At 73.8% G+C, this 13216-nt stretch carries 10 protein-coding genes; 2 read left to right on the forward strand and 8 right to left on the reverse strand.

Annotation, left to right across the window (positions count from 1 at the left end; all coding sequences use genetic code 11):
* Window positions 1-37: 37 nt before the first annotated feature.
* The 7 genes from bdeA to ACZ4M5_RS18110 form a co-directional block, all read right to left on the reverse strand.
* A complete protein-coding gene (gene bdeA / locus ACZ4M5_RS18080; RefSeq protein WP_467737866.1) occupies window positions 38-967 on the reverse strand; it encodes a bis(hydroxyethyl) terephthalate hydrolase in 930 nt (309 codons plus the stop codon).
* A 334-nt stretch (window positions 968-1301) separates the two neighbouring features.
* Window positions 1302-3488, reverse strand: coding sequence for a SpoIIE family protein phosphatase (locus ACZ4M5_RS18085; RefSeq protein ID WP_467737868.1), 2187 nt, complete (start codon window positions 3486-3488; stop codon window positions 1302-1304).
* Window positions 3489-3703: 215 nt separating this feature from the next.
* The gene (locus tag ACZ4M5_RS18090) at window positions 3704-4651 is read right to left on the reverse strand and encodes an anti-sigma factor RsbA family regulatory protein (protein WP_467737870.1); all 948 of its coding nucleotides are present in this window, start codon (window positions 4649-4651) and stop codon (window positions 3704-3706) included.
* Window positions 4648-5526 carry an MEDS domain-containing protein gene (locus ACZ4M5_RS18095; protein ID WP_467737872.1) on the reverse strand — a complete coding sequence of 293 codons (879 nt, stop codon included), beginning with the start codon at window positions 5524-5526 and terminating at the stop codon, window positions 4648-4650. The genes ACZ4M5_RS18090 and ACZ4M5_RS18095 overlap by 4 nt, the downstream gene beginning before the upstream one ends.
* A gap of 146 nt (window positions 5527-5672) precedes the next feature.
* A complete protein-coding gene (locus tag ACZ4M5_RS18100) occupies window positions 5673-6092 on the reverse strand; it encodes an STAS domain-containing protein (protein ID WP_467737874.1) in 420 nt (139 codons plus the stop codon).
* A gap of 106 nt (window positions 6093-6198) precedes the next feature.
* Window positions 6199-6507 (reverse strand): STAS domain-containing protein, encoded by a 309-nt coding sequence (locus tag ACZ4M5_RS18105; RefSeq protein WP_467737876.1) that lies wholly within the window; start codon window positions 6505-6507, stop codon window positions 6199-6201.
* The gene (locus tag ACZ4M5_RS18110) at window positions 6507-10673 is read right to left on the reverse strand and encodes a SpoIIE family protein phosphatase (protein WP_467737878.1); all 4167 of its coding nucleotides are present in this window, start codon (window positions 10671-10673) and stop codon (window positions 6507-6509) included. The genes ACZ4M5_RS18105 and ACZ4M5_RS18110 overlap by 1 nt, the downstream gene beginning before the upstream one ends.
* Window positions 10674-11089: 416 nt before the next feature.
* On the opposite strand from ACZ4M5_RS18110, the gene ACZ4M5_RS18115 reads away from it, so the two are divergent.
* Together ACZ4M5_RS18115 and ACZ4M5_RS18120 are read left to right on the forward strand one after the other, a co-directional pair.
* Complete coding sequence (locus ACZ4M5_RS18115; RefSeq protein WP_467737880.1) at window positions 11090-11596, forward strand: ATP-binding protein; 507 nt, start codon at window positions 11090-11092, stop codon at window positions 11594-11596.
* 92 nt (window positions 11597-11688) lie between these two features.
* The gene (locus ACZ4M5_RS18120) at window positions 11689-12087 is read left to right on the forward strand and encodes an STAS domain-containing protein (RefSeq protein ID WP_467737882.1); all 399 of its coding nucleotides are present in this window, start codon (window positions 11689-11691) and stop codon (window positions 12085-12087) included.
* Between the two features lie 30 nt (window positions 12088-12117).
* Here the strand turns inward: ACZ4M5_RS18120 and ACZ4M5_RS18125 are convergent, their stop codons facing one another.
* Window positions 12118-13146, reverse strand: coding sequence for a saccharopine dehydrogenase family protein (locus ACZ4M5_RS18125; RefSeq protein WP_467737884.1), 1029 nt, complete (start codon window positions 13144-13146; stop codon window positions 12118-12120).
* Between the last annotated feature and the right edge of the window lie 70 nt (window positions 13147-13216).

The raw sequence follows: 13216 nt of genomic DNA on the forward strand, positions 1-13216 counted from the left end.
CCGCCTCCGGCCGCACGGGCCGGAGGCGGCGAGGCGGTCAGGAGGTGTGCGGGCAGTTGCCCCGGTACTCCTCGATGGTCAGGCTCGGCCTCGGCAGCGGGCACAGGAACTGCTCGTAGCGGGTGTCGTTGTCGACGAACCGCTTCAGCCAGCTGATGCTGTACTTGGCGATCGTCGTGTCGTTGCTGTTCGGGGTGAAGTGGGTGGCTCCGTTCAGTTCGAGGTACGCCTTGTCCAGCGACGACGGCAGGTTCTGGTAGAACGGCTCGGCGTGGCTGGAGACCGGGGCGATCGTGTCGCCGTCGGCGCCGAAGATCAGGGTGGGTGTGCGGACCTCGGGCCAGGTCTTGTCCGTGTTCCAGGGAGTGAGCGGGATCGCGGCCTGGAGGGAGGGCCGGTCCTTGGCCGCTTCCAGGCTGCCGCCGCCGCCCATCGAGTGGCCCATCACGCCGAGCCGGGTGGCGTCGACCCGTGCGCGCACGGAGCTGCGCTGGGTGAGGTAGTCGAGGGCGGCGAGGAGTTGCTCACCGCGCGAGTCCGGCTGGTCCACCGTGGTGTTGGTGTCGATGGTGAACACCACGAAGCCCTGCGAGGCCAGGCGCGGGCCGAGCCAGGCGATCGACGACTCGTAGGCGGTGAAGCCCGGCGAGATCGCCACGGCGCCGAAGGTGCCGTCCGCGGTACTGGTCGGGTAGTAGATGGTGCCGCCGCCGAAGCCGGTCACGGCCAGCGAGGACACGGAGGTCTGCGAGACGGCGTACGGACCGCGCAGGGCCTCGATGCTGGACTGGGTGGGCGCCGGGCCCCGCTCGTAGGGGTTGTCGGCGGCGTGGGCCCCGGGGGCGGTCAGGGGACCGATGCCGATGACGGCGGCGAGCGCCGCGGCGGCGCCGGCCAGTCGCCCGGCGCGGCGTCCGAGGGTGCCGCGGGCGCGGGTGGGTGAGTCGGTGTGGGGGTCGAGGTGCACGACGAGTCGTCCTCTCGGTCGTGGCGGACGGCCCACCGCGCGGGCATGCGGGACCTGGGGTGTCTTCCGCATGCCCGCGGTGGGGCACCGCCGTCGGGCTGGCCGTGCCACTGTCGGGGACCGGCCGGCCCGGCGGGACCGGCAATGTCACCGGTCTCGTGCACCGGGCAGGGACGACGTACCGAACACGGAGGACCGCCCCGTACGGCGCGTGGGACGGCGGGAGAGAGGACAGCAGGAAGGAGGACACGGCAGGCGCGAACCGCGGGATCGGTCAGGAGCGGGCCGTGATCCCGCCGGGAGCGGGCCGGGATCCGGTCGGGATCCGGCCGGCTCAGCCGCGGTCGGGCGCGGGCTCCCCGGCGGTGATGACCAGGGCCGCCTGGTCGTCCTCCACGGTCCGGCCGCCCATGAACGTGCGGATGTCCTCGGCGACCGTGGCGACGACGTCGTCCGCCGTCGGCCGGAGCGGAGCCGAACCGAGGGCCTTGACCAGCCGGGCCTCGCCGTACTGTTCGGCGCCGGCGGCCCGGCACTCGGTGATGCCGTCGGTGTAGAGCAGCAGGCTCTCCGCCGGGCGCAGGGTGAAGCGGCTCGCCGTGAGCGTCGGCGGGATGCCGATGCCGATGAGCCCGCCCGACGCCTCGACCGTCTCGACCCGGTGGTCGCCGTCCAGCACCAGCGGCAGGGTGTGACCGGCGCGGACCAGGTGGACGCCGATCCCGTCGGGGGACGGGGTGAGATGGCCGTAGACGAGGGTCACGAAGCCGTTGTTCTGGTGGGCGTGCCGGTCGTTGAGGGCCTTGTCGACGGCCTTGACGACGTCGACGGGGTCGTCGAGCAGCGAGGTGACGGCGCGTGCGGTGTGGCGGACCAGGGCGGTCGTGGTCGCCGCGGTGGCTCCGCGTCCGCAGACGTCCCCGAGGATGAAGGCCCAACTGCCGTCCTCCCGGGGGAAGACGTCGTAGAAGTCGCCGCCGATCTCCAGTCCCTCACCGGCCGGGTGGTAGAAGGCCGCGAGGCGCGCGCCGGGGATGTCGGGCAGGTCGGGCAGCAGCAGGCCGGTCTGCAGGTCGCGGGCGAGCGTGGCACGTTGGGCGTACTGGCGTGCGTTGCGGGCGGCCGAGGCGGCGCGGCGGGCCAGTTCCTCGGCGAGGGCCACCCGGTGGCCGTCGAAGGACTGTTTGCCGGTGGACAGCAGGGTCAGCGCGCCGAACGGCCGCCCGCGGTCCACCAGGGGCACGCAGACGTAGCCGGTGACGCCCAGTTCCCGCCAGGGGCCGCTGCCCGTCGGGCTGCGGCGGGCCACTTCGGTCAGGCCGGAGGCCAGGACCCGGGCGACGGCGTCGTCCTCGGCGTCGCGGGAGGGGGTGTGGGAGGCCAGGAGCGCGCGCTGCTTCTCGCCGGGTGCGGCGGCGGCCACCCGCTGGACGCGTCCGCCGTCCACGATGTCGACCGCGGCCAGCGGGGCGAGCGTGGGGCTGGACAGGGCGGCCAGGCGCTGAAGGGTCTGTCTCTCGTCCAGCCGCCCGGACAGGGCGCTGCTGGCGGTGAGCAGGAACGCCAGGTCCTCGCGGGCGGCCTTCTCCCGCGCGTCGGCGGCCTGCCGGGCCTGTTCGGCCTGGTGCCGCTCGACGGCGAGGGCCGCGGTGTCGGCGAACACCCGCGCCAGCGCGAGGTCGCTGTCCTGGGGGTGGCGGGGGGTGCGGTGGTACATCGCGAAGGTGCCGAGGACCCGGCCGTCGCGCGCCAGGATCGGCGTGGACCAGCAGGCGGCGAGCCCCGCCTGCCCGGCGAGGGCGCGGAAGTCGGCCCACAGGGGGTCGGTGGCGATGTCGCTGACGACGACGGTGCGGCGGCGGTGGGCGGCGGTGCCGCAGGAGCCGACGCCCTCTCCGGTGGCGATGCCGTCGATGGCCTGGTTGTAAAAGACGGGCAGGCTGGGCGCCGCGCCGTGGCGCAGGTGCCGGCCGTCCTCGTCGGCCAGCAGGACCGAGACGATCACCTCGGGCGACAGTTCCTCGATCGTCCGGCACATGCCCTCGAGCACCTCGGGCAGGGGGGCCTGGCGGGCGATCTGCTCCAGCAGTGCGCGCTGTTCGGCGGCCAGGCGCCGGGCCTGCTTGGCCTGCGTGGTCTCCACGCCGATCATGCGGACGCCGATGACGTTGCCGCCGGAGTCCCGGCGGGCCTCGTAGGTGAAGTCGAAGTACGCCTCGCGGGTCTGCTCACCGGTGCCGAGCACGACCCGGGCGTCCCGGCCGACGTGCCGCTCCCCCGTGCGGTACACCTGGTCCAGCAGCTCGATGAACCCCTGGGGGGCCAGCTCGGGCATGAGCTCGGCCAGCGGCAGCCCGGTGCGTTCCCGCCGGCCGCCGCCGATCGCCGTGAAGAAGGCCGGGTTGGCCGCCTCCAGGACGTGGGCGGGTCCCGCCATGGACGCGAACAGCGCGGTCGACGTCCCGAACAGCACGGAGAGGTCCTCGTCACGCACGGTCCCGGACCGGCGGGTGCCGCTCATGGACCTCCGTTCACGCTCGGCCGTCATCTCGTCCCCCCAGCCGGCCACCTGCCCCACACACGGGGAGAGCCGACATCACGTTCGTCCGGCATGAGTCATGCCGCATCCATGGTCGTATGCACCGGAACGGCCCGGGCATTCCCGCCCGAGCAAGATCGAGAGGTACGGAGAAGCCGGTGACCGCCGGTAACACGCAGTGCGCCATCTCGGGGCGCTCAGTCCAGGGTCAGGTGCAGCCGCACGACGAGGCCCGAGGCGGGCGTGCGGATCTCCACCAGGTCGCACAGCTGGTGCATCATCCAGACTCCCCGCCCGCCGGCCGGGGACAAGGGGTCGGGACGGCGCCGGCCGACCAGCGGATCGGTGAGCCGGCCGCGGTCCTTCGTCTCGGCGATCAAGGTGCCGCCGGCCCGCCACAGCCGCAGGGTGCCGCGTCCGCCGCCATGCCGCACCGAGTTGCCGGTGGCCTCGTTCACGGCGAGCAGCCAGTCGGTGCGGCGGCGCGCGGTCATGCCGGCGTTCTGCGCCCACTCGGCGGCGGCGTCGCGGACCTGACCGAGGTCCTGCTCCTCGAAGTGCAGGACGACCGGGTCCGCGGGCTCGGGCAGGGGTGCGTCGCAGTCCCGGTCCACCGCGCGCGGGTCCGTGTAGCGAGCGCTGGGCCGGCAGTCCTCGGCGACCCCGAGGACGGGGTGCGTCCGGTGGGCCTCGGAGAGGACCCAGCCGGGCAGGCGCGTGTCGTACGGGCACAGGATCGTGGCCTGCCGGCCGGCGAAGGCCAGGTTGATCAGCGCCTCGTGACGGGTGGCCTCCCGGGCCTCCTCCGGGGTGCGGCCGACCCAGATCGGCTCGCCCACGACGGACGGGTGCCGCTCGGCGTGCCGGTCGGCGAACTCCTGCAGCATCGACAGGATGCGCCCCGGGTTGCGTCCGGCCTGGCCCATGTCGACCCAGGTGACGTCCAGGTCCCCGAGCACGTCGCGCAGCAGGCTGAGCCGGGGACTCGGCACGGCGACGAGCACGGGCCTGCCCAGGGCCTCCTCCGCGCGGGCGAACTCGCCGACGCTCTTCAGGTACTCCTGGTCGGTGCCGTAGAAGACGGCGGGGTGGTGGAACGCGGAGTCCTGGCTGCGGACGGCCGACGGTCGCGGGTACGTCGTCACGACCCCACCTCTTCGAGGCCGGCACCCAGTTCCGGGAAGAGTTCCAGCACGCGGTGGAAGGCGGGCGGGGCGTTCAGGAGCCGCACCGGCGACGTCGAGGGTCGCCCCTGTGCGGCGCGGGCGATGTCGGCCACGGCGGCCACGTCCAGGTGGTCCAGGTCCGACAGGTCGAGCACGAGGTCGGGGGCCGGTGAGGCGGCGAGGGAAGCAGCGGCCGCGGCGATGACGCGGCGGCTCTCGTACCCGCCGGTGCCGGAGAGACTGAAGCCGGGCCGGTCCGCCAGCGGGGTCGCCGACAGGGCCGGTACACCGGCACTCGGGGCGGTGGTGCCCGCGCAGTTGAGATGCGCCGCGGCCAGTGCCGCCAGCGCGTCGCTCGGGAAGAGGCGCCGGTCGTAGAAGCACCACGCGGTGAGGGGCAACCGCTCGAAGACCTCGTGGTGGATGCGCATCTCGTACTCGAGCAGGCGTTCCGCCCCGGGTATGGGACGGGTGCCCCACGACATCTCGCCGATGACCCGCAGGTTGTGGTAGCCCTCGGCGGCCGCGCCGTCCACCGCCTGCCGCCACAGGCCGATCATGGCGTCCGGGTCGAAGCCGGATCCGGCCAGGTACGTCTCGCCCGCGGTGGTCACCAGCAGTTGTCCGCGGCGCAGGGCGCCCGCGGCGTCGACACCGTGCTCGGTGAGGACGTGCGTCACGCGGTCGGGGTCGGTGGCGTCGGCGAAGTACTGCACCTGTTCGCCCCGGCCGAGCCCGTCCCGCACGAAGGCCACGAGGTGGCCCGCCCACTCGTCGTCGCTGGAGTAGCTCACGGCGACGTGGCGGGCGGCCGCGGTGTCACCACCGGGAGAGGTCGGACGTGTGTCCCCCATGGGTTCACCGGCTCCTTCCAGATGGGGAAGACCGTGCTTCTCGGGCCGACAGCACACGGCAGCCTACCTCAGACGGGTCCCCGACCGAGAGGCCCCGGCACTCACGGGCACCGCTGCGAAAATCCGCAGCACCGCAGGTCAGGGTGTCAGTTGGGGGTGGCCGCGTCAGGAGCGGCGGCGGCCGCGACGTCGGTCACAGTCCCGGCGCCGGGGTCGGCGGCCACGGCTTCGTCCACCGTCGCGTGGACGGGCAGCACCTGGGAGATGCCGGTCATGGTCACCATGCGCATCAGACGGTCCGGCACGGCGGCGAGGTGGAGCGATCCGTCCCGTCGCTGCGTCGCGTGCAGGAGCGTGATGAAGGTGCTCAGACCGGTCGAGTCGACGAAGTCCACCCGGGCCAGGTCCAGCACGAGATGCCGTACACCCTCCCCGACCAGGGTCAGGGCGTGGGCGCGCAGGGTGGGCGAGGTGTGCAGGTCCACGTCCCCGGCGACCGCGAGGACGGCACTGCGGTCGCTGAGGTGCTGGACGGTCATGTCGAGCATGTCGGACACGTCGGTCATCACTCCTGGCCAGGGCTCGGATGCTTCGATGGGGCGTCGTGACGGGGTTGGGGCCGGGGGGCGGTGCCTGCTCGCCGGGGACGGGCGAGGGCGGGCACGCCCGGGGTCATGACTGCGGTGGGCCGCCGTCCCGAGCGTGGACGGTGACCAGTTCCGCCAGACCGGAGACCGTGAGGACGGACGTCAGCAGCGGGGGGACGACGAGCTCCAGCCGGTCGGCGTGGGCGAAGAGCACGTTGAGTCCGGCGCTGTCGAGGTACTCCACCGCGGTCAGGTCCACCTCGACGGGGCCCGAGCCGGCGTCGAGGGCCTCGGCCAGGGAGACGGCGTTGCTCATGTCGATCTCGCCGCTGACCATGAGCCGCGGAGTGCCGTCGGCGCGCCGGCCCGGGGTGAGGGTGAGCGGGGTGGTCATCAGGCGATCCTCATCTGCATGTCGACGGTGGTGCCGGACGGGCCGGGTGTGATGGTGACGCGCTGCATCATGGCCCGCATGAGGGCGACACCCCGGCCGCGGTGGGCGTTGAGCTCCGGCTGGGGCACCTTCCACCGGCCGCTGTCGGCGACCGTGAGCCGCAGGCTGTCCACCAGGGCCTCGGCGCGCAGCCGCACGGCCTCCCCCGGCGCGTTGCGGTGGCCGTGCTCGATCGCGTTGGCGCAGGCCTCCCCCGCGGCGACGAGGACGTTCTGCACGGCGTGCGGGGGCAGGTCGCACTGGTCGAGCCAGCCGCGCAACGCCTGGCGGACCGGGGCGAGCTGGGCGGACTCGGCCGGGAAGGACAGGTCCAGCGGGCCCGGGTGGCGGTAGAGCAGCAGCGCCACGTCGTCGTCGTAGCCGCCGGCCGGTGACAGCCGGGACATCAGGGCGGTGGCGAGGTCGTCGACGGGCACCTCGCGTCCCTCCTGCACCGCCTCTCCGGCCTCCTCGATGCCGGCGTCGAGGGAACGGCGGCGGCGTTCGACCAGCCCGTCGGTGTAGAGCAGCAGCGTGGAGCGCGCGGGCAGGACGCAGTGCGCCTCCGGCCGCTCCCGGCCCGGGCGGACGCCCAGCGGCAGGGACCGTCCGTCGTCCAGAAGCCGCATCCCGCCGTCGGAGTGCGCGAGGATCCCCGGCGGGTGCCCGGCGCTGGAGTAGGTCAGCTCCCCGGTGGCGGGGCTGAGGACACCGCAGAACAGCGTCGTGCACTGCGCGCCCGGGACGCTCGCGGCGAACTGGTCGAGCGCCATCAGCGTGCTGGCGGGGCCGGACTCGCGCAGCAGCAGGGCGCGGCAGGCGCTGCGCAGCTGTCCCATGACGCTGGCCGCCTGCAGGCCGCGGCCCACGCAGTCCCCGACGACGATGCCGATCCGGCCGTCGGGCAGGGTGATGGTGTCGTACCAGTCGCCGCCCACCTCCAGCGGGCGGGTGGCGGGTTCGTAGCGCACGGCGAATCCGTCGGGGAGCCGCGCGGGGCCCAGGATGGCGCGCTGGAGGGCGATGGCCGTCTCGCGCTGCTGGTCGATCTGGTGCGCCCGGACCAGGCCCTGGGCGAGGTGCCCGGCGAGCAGGGAGAGCAGCAGCTGGTCCTCGCCGGTGAAGGGCCGGTGTTCGCCGAGGTCGATCCACAGGGCCAGGGGGCCGAGGGGGTGCTCCAGCAGGACGACGGCGCCGCTGTCCTCCGGGACCGGGGTGAGCGGTGACAGGTGCCGCAGGCCGGTGAGCAGGTCCTGGCGCTCGGCGGGCAGGTCGTCCCAGCCGAGGTCGGGGTCGGTGGTGGTCAGGGTCGGCACGTCGCCGTGCTCGAACACGGCGGCCACGACGCTCCGGGCCCGCCAGAGGGTCCTGAGCTCCGCGAGGGCGCCGGACAGTGCTTCGGGCAGGCTGGTGGCCTGCGACAGGGCCGTGCTCAGTGCGGCGAGCGCGGTCTGGCGCTGGACGGCGTAGTGCTCGGCGGTGACGTCGCGGAAGGTGCCGACCGTGACCTGCCGTCCGGTGTCGGGGTCCTGCGCCTTGTTCCAGGTGACCGCTATCCACAGGCGGTGGCCGTCGCGGTGGGCGACCGGAACGGTCGAGGAACCCTGCTCCCCCTTCAGCAGGCCGGCGAAGGCGGCACCGACCCGGCGGTGCGCCTCGGGGTCGGTGCCCGGGTCGGGCCACCACGGGTGGATGGGCGCGTACGGGAGGTCCTCGGCGCCGAAGCCGAGGATGTCGGTGAAGGCGGAGTTGATCTCCACGACCGCGCCGGACTCGTCGCAGACGAAGAACGCCTCCTGCAGCGAGTCGATGACGGCCGTCCGCCACCGCAGGTGGTGGCCGCGCAGCCGCGCCAGTTCGACGTTGGCGCGCACCCGGGCGAGGAGTTCGGCGGCGGCGAAGGGCTTGACGAGGTAGTCGTCCGCACCGGCGTGCAGGCCCTCGATGGACGCCTCCTGCCCGGCCCGCGCCGACAGCAGCAGGACGGGCACCGCGGCCGTGCGGGCCTCCGCGCGCAGCCGGGCCACCAGCCCCAGGCCGTCCAGCCGGGGCATCATCACGTCGCTGACGACGAGGTCGGGGATGTCGCGGCGGACGGCGTGGAGGGCCTCGATCCCGTCGGTGACGGTGATGACCTCGTACCCGGCTCCGGCGAGGATGCGGGAGAGGTACTCGCGCATGTCGGCGTTGTCGTCGGCGACCAGCACCCGGGCGCTGCCGGCCGGGCCGGGCCCCCGCGTCTCGGCCGTGTTCGCGGCGGTCGGCACGCCGATGCCCTCGGCGGTGCCGCCGGCCGGCAGCCAGCGCAGTGCCTCCTGCACGAAGGGGTCGGCGGTCGCGGCGGCCGCGGTGCTGCTCGCCTCGGACACCACGGAGTCCGGGGGCAGATGGGCGGTGCCGAAGGGCAGCCGGATGGTGAACGTGGTGCCTTCGCCCTCGCTGCTCCGTGCGGTGATGGAACCGCCGTGCAGGCCCACCAGCTCCCGCACCAGGGCGAGTCCGATGCCGCTGCCCTCGTTGGAGCGGGAGCGGGCGTTCTCGATGCGGTGGAAGCGCTCGAACAGCCGGGGCATCTCGGTGGCGGGCACGCCGATGCCGGTGTCGGACACGCTCACCACGGCTTCGGCGCCCGACCGGTGCACCCGGACGCCCACCGAACCCTCGAAGGTGAACTTCAGGGCGTTGCTCAGCAGGTTGAGCACCACCTTCTCCCACATGCTGCGGTCGATGTAGACCGGCTCGTCGAGGGGAGGGCAGTCCACGTCGAAGGTCAGCCCGGCCTTGTCCATCGCGGAGCGGAAGACGCTGGCCAGCTCCGCCGTCACGGCGGCGAGGTCGACGGGTTCGTGGCGGGCCTGCATCCGGCCGGCCTCGATGCGGGAGAAGTCCAGGAGCGTGTTGACGAGCTTGCCGAGCCGCAGTCCGTTGCGGTGGATGACGTCCAGTTCCCGGCGTACGGGCTCGTCGGCGTCGGCGAGCCGGGTGCGCAGTTCCTCGGTCGGTCCCATGATCAGCGTCAGCGGGGTGCGGAGCTCGTGGCTGATGTTGGAGAAGAAGGTGGTCTTGGCGCGGTCCAGCTCGGCGAGTTCCTCGGCCCGCCGCTGCTGGGCCTGGTAGCTGCGGGCGCTGCCGATGCCGGAGGCGATGTGTCCCGCCGTCAGCTCGACGAAGCCCCGGTAGGCGTCGTCGAGCTCGCGGTAGCGGTTCAGTGCGGCGACGCAGAAGCCGTAGGGCGCGCTGCCCTGCTGGAGCAGCGGGACGACCAGCGCCTGCACGGGTGGCTCGGGCCAGTCGCCGGCGGGCAGGTCGGCGAAGCGGTCGCCGGTCAGCGGCACGAGGACGGTCTCGCCCCGGGTCAGTGCGTCCGCGGGCCACACCCCGTCGGGGTCGCCGGCCGGCAGGAGTGCCGGGGCCGCCGGGTGCCCCGGGCCGATGCCGGTCGAGCCGCTCAGCCGGGCGTCGTCGCCGTCGAAGAGGTAGGTGAGCGTGAAGGGCAAGTCCCTGCGGTTGCGGCCCAGCTGCCGGTCGGCGAAGGCCAGGACCTCCCGCTCGGTGCGGATCACGCTGGGGTCGGACCCCAGGTCCCGCAGGGTGGCCATGCGCCGTTCGCCGATCACCCGCTCGGTGTCCTCGCTGACCACGCAGAGCATGCCGACGACGGCGCCGGCGTCGTCCCGCAGGGGGCTGTAGGAGAAGGTGTGGTAGGTCTCCTCGCTGTAGCCGGAGCGCTCCAGGAACAGCAGCAGCCCTTCGTCCCAGGTGGCCTCCCCGGTGCGCAGCACGGTCTCGATGCGGGGACCGATGTCGCCCCAGATCTCCGCCCACACCTCGTTGGCGGGCCGGCCGAGCGCCCAGGGGTACTTGCGGCCGAGGGTGTCGCGCCGGTAGGCCGCGTTGCAGAAGAAGGTGAGCTGCTCGCCCCACGCCATCCACATGGGGAAGCGGGAGGACAGCAGGATGCTGACGGCGGTCTGGAGGCTCTGCGGCCACTGGTGCGGCGGGCCGAGGGGCGTGTCCGCCCAGTCCACCCGGGCGAGATCGCCGCCCACCTCGCGGTCGGCGGCGAACACGTCACCCGTACCCGTCACCGGCGCCGGTCCGTGGCCGGTCTCGTCGGAGCGCTCCACGCGACACCCCCTCCATGCCCGCCCGCTGCCGGGACCATTTCCATGCCCATTCCATACCGAACACGCACGGACACCCCTGGTCCGCGCACATATGCCTCTGTCTGCCCCGGAACCGCCGCCTGACGCCGACGAAATGCCACGTCGGCCTGCGTGCGGTGACGGCGTCCGCCCGCTCCGGCCGGCCCTTCCCCCCGGGGCGACCACGGCACGGGCGCGGTGCGGACGTGACGTCGGTGTCGAGCAGTTGCCGATCAGCCTACTGCCGACGGGCGGGTACCTCGTGCTGACCGCCCGGTGACCGGTGCGCCCGGGCGGCCGGACCGCTCTCCTCCCGTCCGTCGGTGACGTCGTGCGGCGGTCCCCCTCATGAATGCGGCCACAGTGGGTAAGCGGAAACCGTCCGACAGAAACGATCAGTGATCGAAGGCAGCCTCACCGCACAGGAACCCCCCATGGTCATCCCGCTGAGGAATCAAACGACGGATGTTCGCACCCCGGTGACGCCCCCGCGCTTCGGCGCCGTCTGGGGCTCCGAGGGAACATCCATCGCCGACGCACGCAACGCGGTGCGCGGTCTGCTGGCGCGGGCCGGTCACCACCGCGACCCCCGGCTCAGCCAGGACGCCGAGATCGTCGTCAGTGAGCTCGTCACCAACGCCCTGCGCCACGCGCCGGGACCCGGCGGTCTCCTCCTCGAAGTGCTCGCGCCCGGCCGGCTGCGGATCACCGTCCGCGACAGCTCGCCCGAGGCGCCCACACCACGCGTTCCCGATCCGAAGCGCGTGGGCGGTCACGGCCTCCACCTCATCACCCGCCTGTGCGAGCAGGTCCGTACGATCACCGTCGAGGGCGGCAAACAGGTGATGGCCGAGCTGGGCCTTCCCCCGGTGGCGGGGGGCCACGGGCCGCAGCCGGCATTCTGACCGGCGTTCTCGCGTAATCTCGACCGACGTACGACCGACACGAGCGACCCTGGGCGGGGAGCCACGGACCGAGCACGAGAAGGAGGACGATCGTGCTGACGCTGATCAGCCGCGAGGAGGATCTGGCCGTCGCGGCGCTGCCCGGCGACGTCGACTTCTTCACCAGTGCCGACGTCCGCGCCGCGGGCGAGGAACTGCTCGACGGCGGCTGCCGCTACCTGGTCCTGGACACCACGCCCGTGGACTACATCGACTCCACCGGCATCACCGTCCTCCTGGCGTTCTGGCAGCGACTGGAGGCGGCCGGGGGCGCGTTGCTCGTGGCCGTGCCCGACGAGCACCTGCGCTGGCGTCTGCAGACGCTCGGGCTGGCCGGTGTCATGCCGGTCGCCACGACGCTTCCGGAAGCCCTCTCCCGCGCCCGCCGCTTCCGCAGCATGACGCGCCGCCCCCGCCGGCAGGAAGCGGACCTCGGCATCGAGACGGCCTGAGCCGGCCGGCCGCCCGGGGGCAGCCCCGCGTCACGGACGCGACTCCACGGTGACGTGCGGGGACAGCGCGCGCAGGAAGTCCGGCGCGTCGAACACCTGACCGGCGGACACCACGCCCACGGCGCGGGTCCGGCCGGTGAGCACCCTCTCGAGCGCTTCCACGACCAGCGGCGCGGTGACGGCGTAGATGTCCCGTCCGCGGGCCACGGCCCGCCGCTCGGCGCCGCCCGAGCGGACGACGACGTCGACGAGGAACGTCTGGTCGGACCGGCCGCTCCCGTCGACGGCCGCCGGTGCCGGGGTGTCCGGGGCGGCGATGTCACGGGCCGCCTCCACCGTCATGTACGTGCACACGTCCGGGACCGCCAGGTGGCCGGGGATCGTGACGACGTCGGCCATGGTGAACTCCCCGATCACCGGGCGGCGGCCCAGGGGGTGCGGGAAGTCCCACTCAAGGGTCGGCGGGGTGTCATCGCGGTACTCCAGGCGCCCCCGCGCGAAGCGGACCCGCCGTCCGTCCCGCCGCTCCCGCGAGACCGCGCCCGAGGTGCGGGTCCCGGCGGTCGGGTGCCAGCTGCTGAGCCCGTACGCGATGTGCGCCTCGTCGGCCGCGGTCCACTCCCCCATCGCCGCGGTGACCAGCAGGTCGCCGAGTCCGCCGAAGAAGGCCATCGCCGGGACGACCACCGCCTCGGCCTCCCGCGCCCGCCCGGCGAACCGGGTGAAGGTGTCGGCGTTGGCCTCGATCTCGGCGGCGACGTCCAGGTACGGGATGCCGGCGCGCAGTGCCGCCTCCACCACGGGGCCGGCGGTCGCGGCGAACGGGCCCGCGCAGTTGATCACCGCCGCCGTGCCGGCCAGGGCGCGGTCGAGCGACGCCCGGTCCGCCACCGTCGCCGGGCGGGCCTCCCACCCCGTCTCCCGCGCCATCGCCGCGAGCTCGTCCGCGTCGCGGCCGGACAGGACGGGGACGATCCCGCGCCGCGCCAGCTCCGCGACCACGAACCGTCCGGTGTGCCCGTAGGCCCCGAACACCGCTGCCGTCCGACCCGCTCCCATGGGTTCCCCCCGCGTTCCTGTGCTCCGTGTGATCCGTCCCGGACATCCTGGCGTCGGCCTCCACTCGCGC

The organism is Streptomyces sp. NPDC026246, from assembly GCF_055567995.1.